Origin of the sequence: Staphylococcus sp. HMSC067F07, from assembly GCF_001837405.1 — a bacterium.
Classification (GTDB): Bacteria; Bacillota; Bacilli; order Staphylococcales; family Staphylococcaceae; genus Staphylococcus; species Staphylococcus capitis.
Genome location: NZ_KV832232.1, coordinates 109,458 through 128,148, shown reverse-complemented (window position 1 = coordinate 128,148; position 18,691 = coordinate 109,458). Strand labels below are relative to the sequence as shown.

The window sequence follows — 18,691 nt, the reverse complement described above, 5'->3', positions numbered from 1 at the left end:
GGTTAGCTATATTTTTTTACTTTGCAACAGAACCTTCTATATCATACATTCATTTATTAATAAAAAGGCGATAACTGATACAAATATTTTTATATTGTTACTTGTCTTAATTACAGGAACGTTATTTTTAGTATGGTTAGCTGACCAAAATACCACATACGGTATTGCTGGACCTATGCCAATTGTATTAATGAGCCTTGTTAAATCAATGTTCAATAGTCATTTTGCTAAATTAAATTTAAATCCAATACTATTGGTCATTATCATCTGTTCATTGGCTTTGATACTCTTCATCTTACTCTTTATAGAACGGTCAGAGTATCGCTTAGAATACAATGATATTATGAATATTTCTTCAAAGGATACACCAACTTATTTGTCGTGGAAGTTAAATCCGGCAGGAAGTATAACGATAATGATGAGTTTATCTATCTTCATACTTGAGAATAATATAGTTAATCTCATAGGTAGACTTGCCGTAGATAAGGATTTTGAGACGACTATTTTCAGTTTTTCAAACCCTATAGGTATTACAATCTATTTATTGATGCAAATCGTATTAGGGTATGTCTTATCACGATTTTTAATTAATACGCGACGTAAATCGAAAGAATTTCTTAAAAACGGAAATTATTTTGAGGGGATATATCCAGGTAAGCATACGACACGATTTTTATCACAAAAAGCACGCCGTGTATGTTGGTCTGGTTCAATCATTGTAGCTATTGTGTTAGCTATTCCATTATATTGTTCATTACTTGTGCCACATTTATTTGAAGAAATTTACTTTTCGATTCAATTGATTGTCTTTGTTTATATAGGTATTAATATCGCAGAAACACTGCGTGCGTATTTATATTTTGATGGTTACAAGCAAATATTAGATAAATATTGGTAAGGAGGAAATTATGAAGCGATTTATTCCTGCATGGTATAGTCATGATAAATGGTGGGAAAGTACATCAGTACCTTTCTATCAAAAGCGTCAATACACAGACTTTGATGATATGATCAGTTTAATGACAATGCATAGTAAAAATAATGTGGATTATCAGTTGATGATACTTAGTTTCAGTCCTTATCTCAGAACTTTCCTTCACAGATATGATTTGTTTGAAACTAACTATTGGTCAGTGTTTGATGATATTCAAGGTGTTAGTCATCAAACCCCACAGGCAATTGATTATCGAGATTTAGCGTGGCCTGAAAATACAGAATTTATATTTACTCCTTATCAAATTCAGGCGGTCACAGGGGAACATACTTTTTCAAAGATACACTTTAGTCAAGAAGGATATTTAATGTGGATAGAAGACTTTCAACACAATATAATCCAACGACGCTATGTCATTGATGATAGAGGTTTTATTTCAGCGGTTAGAACATATACTGAGACGGGTCAAAGTAAAATGAAACATTACTTCTCAATCAAAGGAGAAGAAATATTTAAAGAAGATTTGAGAAATAAAACAGTGACAATTAAGGAGCAATTCCAATCAAATTTTAAACAAACAACTTATGCAACTATGGCAGATTTAATTGAAGAAAAGTTTAAAGAGTATGCCGAAAGAGAGATTAAAAAAGATGACTTAATCATCGTTGCATCAGATGAAAGACACAATTCAGTGATGGCTCATACGATAGATGAGTCTTCTTTATGTTTTTCAGTATTTACAGAGCGAAATAAGAAAGTGACGCCTGAACTATTTGATTCAATCTCTCAAGCACGCTATTGTCTGGTCGATACGCAAGACAATCAGAGAGAGATTCAACGTTATGCTAAGGAGTCTCAAACGCATCTACATTTATTAAGAGTAACGCCCTTTGATGCGCAAACGATATCTAATAAAAGTAGTCAACTCTATGATACGTATGTAGGATTATGGATAGATCAATTACCTAAACATGAATTGCGAGTGATTTTAACTTCATTATTTCAATATATACAACAAAAAGATCATTTCAAGTTAAAATTACTTACCAAATACAAGAATGATCCAAACGATTGGTTAATGGAAGAAATTGCTCGACTCAATGATACGTACCACCAAGAAAAACAAGAACATTCTGATGAAATTGAGGATATATTGGCATCACAAATAAAAAAAGAAACGGTCATAGAATTGGAGTATGTACCTTTTTCAGAAGACTTTGTTAGAGCTATCTCCAATTTAAGGTTAGTTGTCGATTTATCAAATGAACCCGACCTTTTTCTACAAATTTGTTGTATAGGCGCAGGTGTGCCACAAGTTAATTATAGAGGGACTGATTATGTTAAACATGAACAGAATGGTTTAATCATAAAAGATATTTCTCAAATCGTCTCAGCTTTAGATTATTTTTTAGTACATTTAAAAAAGTGGAATTATTCGTATGCATATTCCATGAGATTAGTAGATGAATTTAGTTCTATAAATATCATTCATCAAATTAATCAATTGTTTGAAGGTGATGATAAATATGCCACGTACATTTAAAGTACTCCAAATTGGAGGGAATGATTTAGAAAACCTTTTTGAAAATAAAAGAGAAGTCGAATGGGATTATATAGATACGGCTGTATTTGATTTTGAAAGTGGTTATCTCCAAGCAGTAGAAGCTCTTATAGAACAAAACGGGGCATTTGATTTTGTGTTTACACAAGCGCCGTACTCTGAGTCACTTATCAATTTATTCAAAATCGTTAGCACGCCCTATAACACGGTGATAGACGAGGCATATTGGGATGTGCATTTTCAAGAAGAAAAGGTCGTTCAGCAAAATTTTATCAAACCTCTCAAGTATGATAATGAGGAAGATTTGCATCAGAAATTACAGGCGATAACATTTCCTGGGCAATATGGTGATAAAGTAACACCTATACATTGTCGTGTAAATACAGCGTTTATTGGAAAATACCAATTTAACGGTAATGAATCGTTAGAGATTTCGGGAAACTTTGGCGACCAACTTACACCTCTTGTCACATGGAGTCGAAACATTATTGCTGATGAAAATAAAGTCAATCAAATATGGCCAGAATTTAAAATTGAAGGTGAAGTTAAGATACAGTATACGCTACGTATGATACCGGTCTACTCTACTGAGCAACCAGTTGAAACATTCATCTTTGAACAGAATGAATTAGACCAACCGATAGAGTTGCCTGCGAGACCGTATAAAGCTAATGTGAGTATTTCTCTCAAAGCGCAAGGAGAAGGTACGTTGTTTGTAGGTTCAATTCACAAGCGTTGGTCTAGGTTGGAATTAGGTCAATTTATTCTAGGAGGACAACGGTTTAGCGATAAAAACCGTAATGAGTTCTTTCATTACTTCAATCCAGGTGATTTTAAACCACCATTGAATGTGTATTTTAGTGGCTATAGAACTGCTGAAGGCTTCGAAGGTTTCTTTATGATGAACCGTTTGAATGCACCTTTCATTTTAATTAGTGATCCTCGAATTGAGGGTGGGGCCTTTTATTTAGGATCTGAAGATTATGAGAATGGCATTAAAGATGTCATCCTGGGTGCGTTAGATTATTTAGGTTTTACCCATGACCAATTGATACTTTCAGGATTATCAATGGGATCTTTTGGTGCTTTATATTATGCGACACGACTTCAGCCGGCAGCAGTGATAGTAGGTAAACCATTGATTAATGTCGGAACGATTGCTAATAATATGAAGCTAGTCCGTCCTAACGACTTTGGTACATCTTTAGATGTTTTAAGATCTAATGAAGGCGGTATTTCTGAAAATGAAATCAACCAACTTGATCAAAAATTTTGGAATCAAATACACAACAGTCAACTCACCCAGACAACATTTGCGATTGCATATATGGAGCACGATGATTATGATATCAATGCCTTTCATGAATTATTACCAGTACTTACAAAACAATATGCGCGTGTAATGAGTAGAAGTGTACCAGGGAGACATAATGATGATTCTTCGACAATTACTAACTGGTTTATCAATTTTTATCATTTAATCATGGCACAACAATTTGGGAGAGAATCACATGCAAGAAGCTAAACAATTTGAAGTGAAATGGCGATTAGTCAATTTAACTACATTTATGTATGGCACTAAGTTACATTTTAATAATGATGATATTTATTTTGAAAATCCACTCATGCCTTCAGGTACAGTGATTCACAATTGGTATATGCTGACGAACTTTACAGAAGATCGTGTGAGTCCTAAACTTCCGATATTAAAAAAAGGACATCGTTACTTATTTAAATTTAATTTTCAAGTTGAGCCTGAAGGAGCAGCCTATTTCAAAATTAAGTTTTATCGTAAAAACAAAGAACAATTTGAATACAAAATTATTAAAAATAAGGAAGAAGAAATCGTTTATCCGTTAGAAACGCATTCTTATCAGTTGGAGTTAGTTAATGCTGGAATGGATCATCTTCACTTTCAAAATATAACGATTGTGGAACTAGGAGATGGGACATACCGTAACCCAAGTACTGCAAAAGGCATTAACACTAAAGAGAAGTTTGAAATTATGAATCGTGTGATAAAAAATGCAAGAACGTATGACTTGGATGCACTTTCCGATGCTGGAGGTGAAAACCGTGAATAGCGGTATTAACACAATCATTAACAACATGAGATTGCGTCGAGTGAGTAAATCTTTAAAGCAAATTAATTCATTAAGCAAGGAATATGCGAACTATACAGATGAACAATTAAAAGCGAAAACGCTACAATTTAAAGAACGGTTACAATCTAGTAAAACTACCTTGGACAAGTTATTGCCTGAAGCGTATGCCACTGTACGTGAAGCGTCGAAACGTGTGCTTGGAATGTATCCAAAGGATGTTCAAGTACTTGGAGCAATTGTCATGCACCAAGGTAATATTGCTGAGATGCAAACGGGTGAAGGTAAAACTTTAACGGCTACGATGCCACTGTATTTAAACGGGCTCGCAGGAAAAGGTGCCTACCTTATTACTACTAATGAATATCTTGCGAAACGTGATTATCAAGAGATGAAACCATTATATGAATGGCTTGGCCTTAGCGCATCTCTTGGCTTCGTCGATATACCAAACTATGAATATGAAGAAAATGAGAAGTATCATCTATATCATCATGATATCGTCTATACGACGAACGGTCGTCTTGGCTTCGACTATTTAATTGATAATTTGGCTGACGATATACAAGCTAAATTTCTACCAGACTTAAATTTTGCAATTATTGATGAGGTCGACTCAATTATTTTAGATGCAGCTCAAACACCACTCGTTATTTCAGGTGCACCACGTGTACAATCTAATTTATTTCATATTGTTAAATCATTTTTAGAAACACTTGAAGAGGATGTTCATTTTCAAGTGAAATTTAATAAAAAGGAAGTTTGGTTAACTGAAGAAGGGATAGAAGCGGCGAATCATTACTTTAAAGTAAATAATATGTACGAGAATCAACATTTTGATTTAGTCAGAATTATCAACTTATCGCTTCGTGCAAAGTATTTATTTAAGTATAATTTGGATTATTTTATCTTTGATGGTGAAATCGTGTTAATTAATAGGATAACAGGGCGCATGTTGCAGGGTACTAAACTGCAGTCAGGTTTACATCAAGCGATTGAAGCGATTGAAGATGTTGAGATTTCTAGGGATATGAGTGTGATGGCGACGATTACATTCCAAAACTTGTTTAAACAATTTAATCAATTTTCCGGAATGACAGGGACCGGTAAACTAGGGGAAAAAGAATTCTTCGATTTATATTCCAAAATAGTGGTAGAAATCCCAACTAATAGTCCAATTAAACGTGACGATCGTCCAGATAGAGTCTTTGCGAATGGAAATATTAAGAATGAAGCGATTTTAAAAAGTGTCGTTGATATTCATCGCACACAGCAACCAGTACTTCTTATTACTAGAACAGCTGAAGCTGCAGAATATTTCTCACAGCAATTATTCAAAAAAGACATACCTAACAACTTGCTTATCGCACAAAATGTTGCGAAAGAAGCACAAATGATAGCAGAAGCTGGGCAATTATCAGCGGTAACAGTGGCGACAAGTATGGCTGGACGAGGTACTGATATTAAATTAGCTAAAGATGTCTTCGAAATTGGTGGATTAGCAGTCATAATTAATGAGCACATGGAAAATAGCCGAGTAGACCGTCAATTGAGAGGGCGTTCAGGACGTCAAGGAGACCCAGGGTATTCTCAAATTTTCGTATCATTAGATGATTATTTAGTAAAACGTTGGAGTAATTCTAATTTAGTGGGAAATGAAAAACTACTATCGTTGGAATCTTCAAAATTAGAAAATAGTACACTATTCCAAAGACGAGTGAAGTCAATCGTTAATAAAGCGCAACGGGTTTCTGAAGAAACTGCCATGGTTAATAGAGAAATGGCTAATGAATTTGAAAAAAGTATTAGTATTCAGCGAGAAAAAATTTATGACTTAAGAGATCAAATTCTTGAGAGAGAACACTTTGAGGACTTTAACTTTGAACAATTAGCGCGAGACGTCTTTGCGAATGATATTAAATACAAAAAGTTAATCAACGAAGAAGCACTGATTAATTACATTTATAAAAATTTAAGTTTTGTTTTTAATGAAACTGTTTCAAATATAGACATTAAAAATCGTGAAGAGGTTATACAGTTTTTAATAAAACAGTTTAAGCAACAACTTAATCATAATCTGAAAGAAGTATCTGACCCATACTTAAAACGCCGTTTTTTACAAAAGTCCTTTATAAAAGCAATTGATAGTGAGTGGATAGAACAAGTGGATAACTTGCAACAACTTAAAGCAAGTGTCAATAATCGACAAAATGGTCAACGAAACATCATTTATGAATATCACAAAGTTGCTTTAGAAACGTATGAATTAATGGCGAAGGACATCAAAAGAAAAATCATTCGAAATTTATGCTTAAGTATTCTAACATTCGATAAATCTGATAATATGGTCATCCATTTTCCATAAATAAAGAGGTGTAAAGGCATGACGATTTATAATATAAATTTTGGTATTGGGTGGGCAAGTAGTGGGGTTGAATATGCGCAAGCTTATCGAGCTCAACTGCTTCGTCAACTCAACTATCCAATCAAGTTTGTGTTTTTAGATTTTATTCAATCTGAAAATATTCAAACTCTAACGAGTAATATTGGGTTCAAAGATGATGAAATTATCTGGTTATATCAATACTTCACAGATATTAATATCGCTCCCACTACATATACAGTTAATGATTTAATATCTGAACTTGGTAACGAGGTCTCAAGTTATGAGCGAAATGGGAAAGTATTGAGACTGTATTTAGACAATAATGAGACTTTCGTTACATGCTATTTAAAAAATCCTGAAGAAAACTATGTCGATCGTGCAGAATTTGTAGTGAATGGCATGTTAATTCGTAAAGATTTTTATAGTTATGTGCGTACATTTTCTGAGTATTATGCGCCGTATGATAAGAGAGCTAAACTATATATGCGTCAATTCTATAATGAGGACGGATCAATTGTTTATAAAGAATACATAGATGATGATGCACATGTATATGTATTTGATGATGCACGTTTATATAGTAAAGAAGAATTTATCGCGTATTTTATTCGCAAACTTCACTTAGAAAGCGACGATATTGTCATTATTGATCGCGCTACAGATGTAGGTCAGGCTATTTTACAAAATAAGGGCGACAGCAAAGTGGGTGTAGTTGTCCATGCCGAGCATTATAGTATGAACTCAACTGATGATACACATATTTTATGGAATAATTATTATGAATATCAATTTGAGAATGCAAAATACATTGATTTCTTTATTACAGCAACAGATTTACAAAATAAAATATTAAACGAACAGTTTAAAAATTATACGCATGATTCTCCTAGAATCAGAACGATACCAGTGGGGAGTCTACATCAATTAAGTTATCCGCAAGAACCTAGAATGCCTTTCTCTATAATCACTGCTTCGCGCTTAGCTAGTGAAAAACATGTGGATTGGATAGCTCTAGCGGTAATTAAAGCGAGAAAAGCGCTACCTGAATTAACATTTGATATTTACGGCCATGGTCCTGAACAAGAAAGAATCGAGAAGATAATCCAAGAACATCATGCCCAAGACTATATTCGGTTAAAAGGGCACGTGAACCTTCAAGATGTCTATCGTCATTATCAACTATTTGTTGCTGCTTCTCAAAGCGAAGGCTTCGGTTTGACACTGATGGAAGCAGTAGGTTCAGGGCTAGGCATGATAGGATTTGATGTCAATTATGGTAGTCCGACATTTATTAAAGATGCTCGTAATGGTTACCTTATTCCTATTAACTTGGATAGAGAATCCATCAACGACGTCACAGATCATATGGCGACTAAGATCATCCAATATTTTGAAAATGGCCCCTCACACCCGCACGATGTATCATACGAAATTGCTGAGGAGTTTAAGACAACTCATATAGTTGAAAAATGGGAACAATTAATTAAAGAGGTGCTACATGATTAATTTATTCGAGAATTATGATAGTAATACCCGTGAGTTACATGAATCACTTAAAATAGCTGGCTATCATCCTTTTACAATTGTATTAAATGATGATGGTTTCTTACCAGATGAAGTGACTTCACCTTATCAATACTTTGCAAATTATCAAATCTATGATGATGACAAACCAGCATTTTTTAATGATGTAACTACACCGCCCTTTTGGGAAATAAAAGGAAACGGTACGATGGCTCAAGTCATAGACATGGGCGAGTTGCGAGGTAAAATATTCTATAAAGAATATTATAAAACGAGAGTCGTAAGTTATGTAGAATGGTTAGATAAACACCAACGACTTCGTTCGGTCGATTACTACACAAAAGAAGGATTCAAATACGCTGAAAAGGTCTATGATTTGTCCGGTACACCCATATTAAAAAAATATATGGATAGAAATGGTAAAGAAGTTATATACGAAAACTATGTGACTCAAAATATAGTTTTGGATTACAGAGGGAAGTCTTATTTCTTTGAAACGACGAAAGAATTTATAGCATTTTATTTAAATGAACTAAATATTGATTATAAACAAGTCGTTTTTAATTCCCTTTCAACACCGTTTATTACGCTTTATCATCAATCTATTGCACAACAAGTCGTGTTATTTTGGCAAGAACAGTCTCAAGGGCATGTCCCGGGAAATATGAAATTAATGTTTGAGCCAAATAATTTCAGCCAGTTTTCAGTAATTATTCCTGAAAGAGAAGAGTATCAAATGATTACTAATCAACTGAATTCAACTGAAAATCAATTCGTATATCCCTCTGGGTACTTATATAGTAAAAAGAAAGAAAATCAATTATCAAAAAATATTTTAATTCTAACTAATTCCGATCAAATTCCGCATTTAGAGGCATTAATACAACGTCATGATGATTTTAACTTTCACATTGGTGCAGTGACAGAAATGTCTACTGTACTTACAAGCCTAGAACATTATCCGAATGCGAAACTTTATCCGACAATTAAAAGAGATATGGTAGAGGAACTTTATCAACGATGCGATATTTATCTAGATATTAATGAAGGTGGGGAAATATTGAATGCTGTTAGAACAGCATTTGATTATAATTTACTCATACTTGGGTATAAAGAGACTGCACACCATTTAACTATAACTTCACCATCACACTTATTTTCAGCTGAAAATGTTGCAGAATTGAGCCGAGTACTTACTGAGGTAGGTTCTAATAAAGATATATTTAAAGATAAACTTGATCAACAGTCGTCTCACGCGAATGAAATCTCGGTTTCAACATTTAAGACGGCACTCAATCAAGCATTGAATTAAAAATGCTAAGTATTACGTTGTTAAACTTACAGAGTTGTAATTTTAAGCATTATATCTTAAATTGTGTGCAATGATATGTTTAGATATAACTGAGGTGAAAAAAATGAACAATTTTGATGAAAGATATGATGAAAGACATAATGAAAAAGCTAATAATGTATTAGGCGCTTTAAGTTATCTTAGTGTGTTTTTTGCACCTGTGTTATTCCCACTCGTTGTATGGATTATAGCGAAACCCCCAGGTTCTACTCATTCTAGAAATGCTTTATTTAATCATATTTTCACTTGGGTATTTGTAGCTATTGGATTGTTAAGCCTTATGATTATTCCAGCGTTATTTGATAGCGCGCATTCTGGAATAGGAATAACAATTGCATTTATCGTTGCAGCAATTTTCTTTATATGGGCAATTGTCCTATTCTTTACAAATATAATTAGAGGTATTAAATTACTCATTATTTAATGTATGTAAGAAGAGTTGGAGCGTTTAGTTCCAACTCTTTTTTTATGTAATTTAAAAGAGCTTGTCGATGATCAATCGAAAAGCCCATTTTTTAAATAAAATAGTTATTATTTTCTAGCAGAAATCTTTTTATGAATCAAAATAACTAACCCCAAAACGAGCGCTATAATTCCTGCCATAACAGGAGAATGAGATATAGATTTACCTGTTTCAGGAAGTGTGGATTTTGATGTCGTTTGATAAATAGGATGTTTATGTTCTACTGCGTTGGATTTAAAAAAATATGGCTCTGAACTGGCATCTTTTGAATCATCTTTTAATGAATGTAGTTGTAATTGATTCATTGTTTGATTCTCATTAGGAGTTGCAGCAGATACTGGTTGATTGCATACCACAAGAAAAGCGAGAGTAATTAAGACACTACCAATAGTGCAAGCGACAAATTTTTGAGTCAAAATAATCTCTCCTTTAAAATTTAAAATCTATACATTAGAGAAATATAATAAAAGTCTCCCAAGAAGCATTGTTTAAAGTACAACAAATTTACAAATCATTCACGTTCTCTATGTATAATAAATAAGATATCACAAGCTATTTATGAACTCCTGTGTATGAGATATCAAATCTATGACAAAATTGTCACTTTGATATTTATAGTAATATTTAAGATTTTTGAAATTATACAAAATATACAAAAATGTAGATTAGAAGAAAACAATATTGATTTTACAAGATAATATAATAAAATAAAAAGGTGGGCATACTTTAATGTATTGCAACGCATATGTTAATAAGTATCGCATAAAGAATTTAGTCTTATATATAATCCTTATTAACTATTTTTAATTTAATTAATAAAGGAGGGAAAATTATGAATGAAATGCAAAAAGTTAAACCTACAAATCGAGTTGCTGAAATGGTGTTAGGGATCATGGGTAGTATATTTGGTATATTAGGTGGTTTGTTCGCTATTATGCTCCAAGGTGTTAGTTCTCAACTTGATACTGATGGTGGCAATGTAGGTGGATTAGGCGTAGCTGTAATTATTACTTGCATTATAACTCTTATTTTAAGTTGTATTATTAACAAAAAAAGAGTTTTAATTGGTGTGCTTTTAATCATTGGTGGGATCCTAAACTTTATTTTTATTAGTTTTTTTGGAATTCTTTCAGGAATCTTGATTTTAGTAGCAGGTATACTAGCGTTGGTAAGAAAATAAATCGGTTAATAAAAATTGACTTTAATTTCTTAATAACATAACAAGTGCATTATTTTACAAGGATTCGCGATATAAATTTGTGAGTAATTGAAATAATGATAATTAAATTTTACTAAATAATAACCTCTATATTGTTAACAACGATATGGAGGTTTATTTTATTTATATATTAATATAGCAATGGCAAGTCACTTTGGAGTATGCAGTCAATCAAATGGCAACACATTTTTTTATATCATTTGTTATTTAATCTTAGTTAAATGCTACAATGTATACGAGGTGATAGAGTTGGACATCGTATATCTTGCAGGCGGATGTTTATGGGGTACAGAAGCCTTTTTTAAAACGATACCTGGCGTGATTAATACTGAGGCAGGAAGAGTTAATGGAACTACAAATAACTTAGATGGCCCGTACGACGGGTATGCAGAATGTGTAAAAGTTGAATTTAACTCAAATCAAGTAACCATTAAAGAGTTAATGAGTTATCTCTTTGAAATGATAGATCCATATAGCTTGAATAAACAAGGACAAGATGTAGGTGAAAAATATCGTACCGGTATATATAGTGATGATTCTAATCACTTAAATGAAGCTCGCGATTTTATTGATAGTAGATCAGACGCACAACGAATTATGGTGGAAGTTAAACCATTATTAAACTATGTGAAAAGTGCTGAAGAACATCAAGATCATCTTGATAGGCATCCTGAAGATCAATATCTTTGTCATGTTCCTGAATCACTTTTAAATAAATATAAAAAGTAAATTTATTAACTAAAGTATCAAGAAGATACGTAAAATGCATTTAGAGTTATGAAGAAGTATTTAAATAATAAATAAGACTCCCCGCCGATGCGGAGAGTCTTAATTTTTAACTCTTATCTTTTAGAAGTGAAAGTATCTAATAAGCTTAAAGTAGCTAAACCTAGTAAATCAAGGGCATGTTGAGCACCTTTTTTACCGTGGCCAGCTTCAAAGTGTTTATAAGTTGCAACACCTAATACTGAAATAGTAGCAAGTGAACCTAGACGTGAGATGTTTTTGTTTAAGAAACTTGCAGCGAATAATGCAGCTGCAGTAGCTTCAACACCACCCGCTACTTTAACTGAACTAGCTGGTAAACCGAATGTGTTAGTGAAAGTATCTACCATACCTTGGTCACCTTGTAATTTTGGTTTGCTTGCATTGTATAATTCTTTAGCAAGTTTTAAATTTGTAGCATAACGTAAAATCATAAAATATTTCCTCCTATTTATCTTCAAAATATTTATCTACTATAGGTTTAACCCTTTCCCCAAAAAGACGAATTGAATTCATCACATACTCATGTGGCATAGAACCTACAGGCGTATGAATCATAAAGCGATTAATACCTAGAGTTTCAATTGTATCAATAATCTTTTGTGCAACTGTTTCAGGGCTACCTAAGTAGATAGCACCATGACTGCCTATTTCTCTTTCGAATGCATTCTCATCGAAAGCTGGCCAACCTCTTTCTTTACCTATAATATCTTGATGTGCTTTAAGTGAAGGGAAGAATTCTCGTTTAGCTTGCTCATCTGTTTCAGCTACATAACCCCATGAGTGTACACCAATAGGTAATTTTGAAGGATCATGTCCGTAAGATAACGCAATTGATTTGTATATTTCAATATTACGTGCAAATCGTCTAGGATTTCCCCCAATGATAGCATACGTAATAGGTAAGCCAAACGCACCAGCTCTGAGTGATGATTCAGGCGTACCACCTGTAGCAATCCATATAGGTAATTCGCCATTTTCTACTCGTGGGTAAATGCCAGTGTATTCTAAACTTGGTCTTAATTTACCTTCCCAACTTATGATTTCATGTTTGTTGATTTTAAGCAACATTTGAAGTTTTTCATTAAATAGATCTTCATAGTCATTTAAATTATAACCGAATAGAGGGAAAGATTCGATAAATGAACCTCGACCAATCATGATTTCAGCTCGGCCATTAGATACAGCATCTAAAGTCGAAAATCTCTCATATACTCTAACCGGATCATCAGAAGATAAGACCGTAACAGCAGATGATAATTTAATGTGCTGTGTTCTTGCAGCTGCAGCGCCTAAAACTGTTACGGGATCAGAAACTGCATAGTCTTTTCTGTGATGTTCGCCTAAACCATAGATATCTAAACCAAGTTGATCGGCGAGTTCAATTTCTTCGACAATATTTCGAATTCGTTGTGCATGACTAATAGATTCATGCTTGCCATCAGGCATAACAATATCGCTATTCTCAGCAAAAGATGTTAATCCCAATTCTATTTTCATCACTCACACCTCCTAGTATATTTTTTATACTAGGTATATATTAAGCTTACACTTTTACTATGTCAATATAAAAGTTTCCTTATTATAAAAAATAATATTGAGCATCATATGCATCATTATAGACTTCAGCTAATTTATCTTTAATATAGGTAATATTCACCAATTAAATCTCCCCCTTTAGAATTTAAAATCAAACTGGCATAATAGTAACGTTGACTAAAAATTTGAAAGGAGTATGAAGATGAATGGAAGACAGTAGAAACTATAATCTCATCACGACAATTATGTTTATTTCAGGAATTATCGTGATGGGTAGTTTATACACAGCATTGCCTTTAACCGCAGCTTTTGCAGAAGACTTTCATGTTCCTCAATCAGTAGCAACATTGAATAGTGTTGTTTTCTCACTCACTTATTCAATAAGTTGTCTTTTCTACGGCACCATCTCTGAAAAGTTCGGCAGAATAAAAACGATACTGATGGGTATTAGCGCGCTAGTCATCATTTGCTTAATCATAGGATTCGTACATTCATTTATGCTTTTACTTATCATGCGCGCATTGCAAGGTATCTTCGCTGCAGCATTCTCTCCAGTAGCGATTACGTACACAACTGAAACATATCCTCCAGTCAAACGAATTACAGCAATCAGCTTTATTAGTACAAGTTTTATGTTATCAGGTGTACTCGGTCAAAATATGAGTGAAATAGTAGTCAGTTATCTCAATTGGCATTGGGTTTATTTTATCTTAACGATATTATATTTAACACTGACATTTATTATTTATAAACATGTGCCAGAAAGCCCTAATAAAAAGCCAGATCTAAAACTACTTAATTTCTTCAATAACTTTAAAGACTTTGGTCAAAATCTTAAAGTATTGTATTGCTTATTTATTTCTCTTACGCTACTCATTATGTTTATTAGTATGTATAGTATCTTGAATTCATATATAACCTCTAATAAAGTTGGTGGGGATATGTCAGTTGCATCAGTCGTAAAATTATTTGGTGTGATAGGAATGTTTTTATCATTATTAGCAGGACGTTTGAGTGGTCGATTAGGTACGAAACGTGTCCTAACTTTAGCGCTCTCTACATGCGTGGTATCACTTATACTCATGGGAACTTTCACGAACATTGTACTCATCACTATTTTTAGTGTGACATTTGTAGCAGGTATTGCATTTGCTATACCTACAGTGATTTCTAAAGTGGGGGTTGTGGTGAACAGTAATCAAGGTTTCTTTTTATCAGTTAATACAGTGATTTTATTCTTAGGAACGGCTATTGCACCAATTTTAATGATTTATGTTAAGCAAATTCCTAATTTCTTCTTAGAGTTTGTAACTATTGCAATAATAGGTGTTCTAGCAGTTATCGTTTCTATATTTATGCCGAATGACCATTATGTGAATTAATTTTGTAGGAAAATGACTCAACATTTCATAGTTATAGAGTATAAGAAAATGATTTGTTTATAGTATGAAGCTATAGATAAATCATTTTTTAATATTAGACGTTAAGCGACAATGTCATGTAGTCTGAATATAACAACATTAAAACAATTGGGGTGGAGTCAATTGAATTATTCTCCAAAGCAAGGCACGAGAAGTCACGGGTTACCGCATGACCCATTTAAAAGTAGTACCGTACCAAGACCTATCGGTTGGATTTCGACAGTATCTAAAGATGGTGAAGATAATTTAGCACCTTATAGTCAATATCAAAATTTAACATGGGATCCACCGATGGTTATGTTCGCAGCTAATCAATCTGTATTAGGTAATCATGAACGGAAAGATACAGTAAAGAACGCTGAAGAAACAGGTTGGTTTGTATGGAATATGGCTACATATGACTTACGTGAAGCGGTTAATCTTTCTTCGAAGGCTTTACCACCTGAAGAAGATGAATTTGAATTCGCCGGAGTTACAAAAGAAGAATGTATTGAAGCGCCTGGATATAGAGTTAAAGAATCACCAATACACTTTGAATGTGAATATGTTCAGACAGTACGTATACCAACAGGTGATCCTGTATCAACTGTGGATATTGTTATAGGACGTGTGGCACAAGTCCATATCGATGACAAAGTCATTCTCGATAATGGTAAATTAGACATTCAATCCATTCGACCTATCGCACGTTTAGGATATTATGACTATACAGTAGTGGACGAAATCTTTGAGATGAAAGCACCAGCTGCTACTAAAGAAGAATTAGCTGGATTAGAAGGCCGAAATTTTGATAATAAAACGGAAGAGTAAATTTAAAATATTAGGATGCATGACGCTCTCAGGAGTGGCATGCATTTTTCTTGTAATGAATACAAATGCACTTTACACTTGATGAAACTTAAATTTATCAGACGCACAATCTTTTAGGAATTAAATGAAATTTACATTTAAAGAGGGGCGAAAAAGATGAAAACAGATATGCAAGCAATGGTCATCCATCATTATGGTAAAGGACCTGTATCACTTGAAAGAATGCCATTACCAAGTATGAGTCCTTACGAAGTTCGTGTAAAAATTAAAGCAGCAAGCATTAATCCCATCGATTTTAAAATTCGTGATGGTGGGCTTAAAATGTTATTAACATATCAATTTCCACTCATTTTAGGCAATGACTTTGCTGGTGAAGTGTATGAAGTAGGAGACAAAGTCACTCAATTTAAGGTAGGGGACAAAGTTTATGGTCGTCCACGAAAATCTAAAATTGGTACATTTGCTGAATATATTTCAGTTAATGCAGAAGAAATCGCGCCAATGCCTAAAGGATTATCGTATGAAGAAGCGGCGAGTATACCTTTAGTGGGCTTAACAGCGTATCAGGCAATCAATGAAGTTATTCAAGCGCAACCAGGGGACAAAGTACTTATTCAAGCTGGATCTGGCGGTGTTGGAAGTTTTGCAATCCAATACGCGAAAGCTAAAGGACTCTATGTTGCAACAACGGGAAGCGATAGTGGTAAAGAACTCATTGAGTCACTCAATCCAGATGAATTTATTAATTATAAAGAACAAGACTTCTCAGAGGTACTCAAAGACTTCGACGGTGTATTTGATACGCTTGGAGGAGAGAACCTCGAGAAATCGTTCCAAATTCTTAAGCCACAAGGCATCATCGCGTCCATTTCAGGACTGCCAACTGAACGTAATGCACGAAAATTAGATAAAAGTATCTTTAAACGTGGCATACTCAAAGCAGCTTCATATAAATATCAACGTTTAGCTAAAAAATACGATGTTCAATATGAATTCCTGTTTATGCATCCAAGTGGTCAACAATTAAGAGAAATCACAGAACTCATTGAAGTTGGAAAAATTAAACCTATTATTGGTAAAGTATATGACTTTAAAGAAACACAAAAAGCTTTAGAATACTCTGAGAGCGGCAGAGCTAAAGGTAAAATTATTGTGAAGATGGAAGATGAATAAAAGAGGTGAAACAAATGAAGAAAATAATGATTGTTAATACAAGTACAGAGTACTTCGGTAATACGGAAACGCCCACGGGTCTTTGGCTAAGTGAACTTGTTCATTTCTATGATGCTTTCAAAGATACGAATGTAGATATTGATTTATTCAACATCACAGGAGGCAATACACCTATTGACCCAGTGAGCCTTAGTCCATTTATGTTAGACAATACTACAAAGGCATATTATAACAATGAGCATTTCATGGATATGTTGAAATATTCTCAACCTATCAGCGAAGCTCAACCTGATAAATATGATGCTGTATATTTCACTGGGGGTCACGGTGTCATGTATGATTTCCCGGAAAATAAATTTATACAAAGTGCAGTGAACACGATATATGAGCAAGGTGGTATTGTGTCAGCAGTCTGTCATGGTGTTGCTGCGTTGCTAAACGTTAAAGATGCAGGAGGCACATTTCTCCTACAGAATAAAAATGTGACTGGTTTTTCAAATGTTGAAGAAGTACTAGCTAAACGAGATACAATGATTCCATTTCATTTACAAAATGAAATCAAACACCGTGGTGCCAGCTATCATTTCGGACGTGTGCCTTTTACATCTACACTTGAAGTCGACGATCGAATCATTACAGGACAAAACCCTCAGTCTCCATCACAAGTTGCTGAAGCAGTTAAAAAACAACTCTTATCCTAAATTAAATCAAAAGCACGTATCTTTTACTTTTGTGAGCAGGTAAGTAGGAGATACGTGCTTTTTTAAAATTTATTCATTTATGAATTTTTACAACCGTTTAGAGAACTTTCTAGTGTTGCATTTAATGTTTCAAAGATTTCATCAACAGAATAATTGTAATCATTTTCAACCCAGCGTCTTAAAACTTCTATGACGCCACTACTATAGAAGTCAGCTAAAATTTCAGGGTGCTTACTTTCTCGAATTTTAAGTGCTAGTGGTTCGTTGTGATTATTTTTTGAACCATACAACATCATTTCGCGACTTGCATGTGTCAGACTTCTAAATACATCTACTTGCCTTGAAGATACGAGCAAGTGTTTGAAAACAGTTTTATGTTGTTCTATATAATAAATAAACGCTTTAAATGACTCAGCGGTATCAATAGAGTGCTCTGTATTTGGATCACCCATGATTTCGCCTGTCATATACGGAGGTAATGAATAGAGTAGGTCATATTTATCTTGAAAATAACGATAAAAGGTACTGCGATTAATTTCAGCTACTTCACATATCTTTTGTACAGTAATTTCATCAAAGTGATAATCATATAACAGTTCAAAAACAGTTTTATTGATATGTCGAATCATACGTTTTTGCGTTGATGTAGGCATACACATTTCTCCTCTATATTTCTTCTCAAAGGATACTTCATGACTTAGAATATACGTTAATTTATCATAAGTAGCGTGTTTTTACCAAA

Annotated in this window: 18 protein-coding genes; 14 read left to right on the top strand and 4 right to left on the bottom strand. The window is 33.7% G+C overall.

Annotated features, from left to right (window positions below):
• Positions 1–10 precede the first annotated feature (10 nt).
• From secY2 to HMPREF2706_RS03255, 8 genes are all read left to right on the top strand, one after another.
• A complete protein-coding gene (secY2, locus tag HMPREF2706_RS03290) occupies positions 11–898 on the top strand; it encodes an accessory Sec system protein translocase subunit SecY2 (RefSeq protein WP_371106842.1) in 888 nt (295 codons plus the stop codon).
• Between the two features lie 10 nt (positions 899–908).
• Positions 909–2,477 carry an accessory Sec system protein Asp1 gene (asp1, locus tag HMPREF2706_RS03285; RefSeq protein ID WP_030062703.1) on the top strand — a complete coding sequence of 523 codons (1,569 nt, stop codon included), beginning with the start codon at positions 909–911 and terminating at the stop codon, positions 2,475–2,477.
• Positions 2,461–4,020: an accessory Sec system protein Asp2 gene (gene asp2, locus HMPREF2706_RS03280; protein WP_030062702.1), complete on the top strand. Its 1,560-nt coding sequence runs from the start codon at positions 2,461–2,463 to the stop codon at positions 4,018–4,020. Before asp1 ends, asp2 begins: the two co-directional genes overlap by 17 nt.
• A complete protein-coding gene (gene asp3 / locus HMPREF2706_RS03275; RefSeq protein ID WP_064212231.1) occupies positions 4,007–4,579 on the top strand; it encodes an accessory Sec system protein Asp3 in 573 nt (190 codons plus the stop codon). Before asp2 ends, asp3 begins: the two co-directional genes overlap by 14 nt.
• A complete protein-coding gene (secA2, locus tag HMPREF2706_RS03270; RefSeq protein ID WP_070862188.1) occupies positions 4,554–6,962 on the top strand; it encodes an accessory Sec system translocase SecA2 in 2,409 nt (802 codons plus the stop codon). Before asp3 ends, secA2 begins: the two co-directional genes overlap by 26 nt.
• A gap of 18 nt (positions 6,963–6,980) precedes the next feature.
• The gene (gtfA, locus tag HMPREF2706_RS03265; protein WP_030062699.1) at positions 6,981–8,489 is read left to right on the top strand and encodes an accessory Sec system glycosyltransferase GtfA; all 1,509 of its coding nucleotides are present in this window, start codon (positions 6,981–6,983) and stop codon (positions 8,487–8,489) included.
• Positions 8,482–9,819 (top strand): accessory Sec system glycosylation chaperone GtfB, encoded by a 1,338-nt coding sequence (gtfB, locus tag HMPREF2706_RS03260; protein ID WP_064212229.1) that lies wholly within the window; start codon positions 8,482–8,484, stop codon positions 9,817–9,819. The genes gtfA and gtfB overlap by 8 nt, the downstream gene beginning before the upstream one ends.
• 103 nt (positions 9,820–9,922) lie before the next feature.
• Positions 9,923–10,282 (top strand): hypothetical protein, encoded by a 360-nt coding sequence (locus HMPREF2706_RS03255; RefSeq protein ID WP_002436374.1) that lies wholly within the window; start codon positions 9,923–9,925, stop codon positions 10,280–10,282.
• 107 nt (positions 10,283–10,389) lie between these two features.
• Here the strand turns inward: HMPREF2706_RS03255 and HMPREF2706_RS03250 are convergent, their stop codons facing one another.
• Positions 10,390–10,677, bottom strand: a complete 288-nt coding sequence (locus tag HMPREF2706_RS03250) for an LPXTG cell wall anchor domain-containing protein (protein ID WP_227959528.1) — start codon at positions 10,675–10,677, stop codon at positions 10,390–10,392.
• Between the two features lie 476 nt (positions 10,678–11,153).
• On the opposite strand from HMPREF2706_RS03250, the gene HMPREF2706_RS03245 reads away from it, so the two are divergent.
• Together HMPREF2706_RS03245 and HMPREF2706_RS03240 are read left to right on the top strand one after the other, a co-directional pair.
• Positions 11,154–11,501 (top strand): DUF4064 domain-containing protein, encoded by a 348-nt coding sequence (locus tag HMPREF2706_RS03245; protein ID WP_002454198.1) that lies wholly within the window; start codon positions 11,154–11,156, stop codon positions 11,499–11,501.
• Between the two features lie 288 nt (positions 11,502–11,789).
• A complete protein-coding gene (locus HMPREF2706_RS03240) occupies positions 11,790–12,269 on the top strand; it encodes a peptide-methionine (S)-S-oxide reductase (protein WP_023350966.1) in 480 nt (159 codons plus the stop codon).
• 113 nt (positions 12,270–12,382) lie between these two features.
• On the opposite strand, the gene HMPREF2706_RS03235 is transcribed toward HMPREF2706_RS03240, so the two are convergent.
• Positions 12,383–12,739, bottom strand: a complete 357-nt coding sequence (locus HMPREF2706_RS03235) for a hypothetical protein (RefSeq protein ID WP_002436380.1) — start codon at positions 12,737–12,739, stop codon at positions 12,383–12,385.
• A 13-nt stretch (positions 12,740–12,752) separates the two neighbouring features.
• Entirely contained in the window at positions 12,753–13,805 is a 1,053-nt protein-coding gene (locus HMPREF2706_RS03230; protein WP_030062696.1) for an LLM class flavin-dependent oxidoreductase, read from the bottom strand.
• A 245-nt stretch (positions 13,806–14,050) separates the two neighbouring features.
• Here HMPREF2706_RS03230 and HMPREF2706_RS03225 point away from each other — a divergent pair, with 245 nt between their 5' ends.
• From HMPREF2706_RS03225 to HMPREF2706_RS03210, 4 genes are all read left to right on the top strand, one after another.
• A complete protein-coding gene (locus HMPREF2706_RS03225; protein ID WP_064212228.1) occupies positions 14,051–15,226 on the top strand; it encodes an MFS transporter in 1,176 nt (391 codons plus the stop codon).
• Positions 15,227–15,388: 162 nt separating this feature from the next.
• Complete coding sequence (locus HMPREF2706_RS03220; protein WP_002436367.1) at positions 15,389–16,075, top strand: flavin reductase family protein; 687 nt, start codon at positions 15,389–15,391, stop codon at positions 16,073–16,075.
• Positions 16,076–16,231: 156 nt separating this feature from the next.
• Complete coding sequence (locus tag HMPREF2706_RS03215; protein WP_037550690.1) at positions 16,232–17,248, top strand: NADP-dependent oxidoreductase; 1,017 nt, start codon at positions 16,232–16,234, stop codon at positions 17,246–17,248.
• A gap of 14 nt (positions 17,249–17,262) precedes the next feature.
• A complete protein-coding gene (locus HMPREF2706_RS03210) occupies positions 17,263–17,949 on the top strand; it encodes a type 1 glutamine amidotransferase domain-containing protein (RefSeq protein WP_023350970.1) in 687 nt (228 codons plus the stop codon).
• Positions 17,950–18,026: 77 nt separating this feature from the next.
• Here the strand turns inward: HMPREF2706_RS03210 and HMPREF2706_RS03205 are convergent, their stop codons facing one another.
• The gene (locus HMPREF2706_RS03205; RefSeq protein ID WP_070862187.1) at positions 18,027–18,602 is read right to left on the bottom strand and encodes a TetR/AcrR family transcriptional regulator; all 576 of its coding nucleotides are present in this window, start codon (positions 18,600–18,602) and stop codon (positions 18,027–18,029) included.
• Between the last annotated feature and the right edge of the window lie 89 nt (positions 18,603–18,691).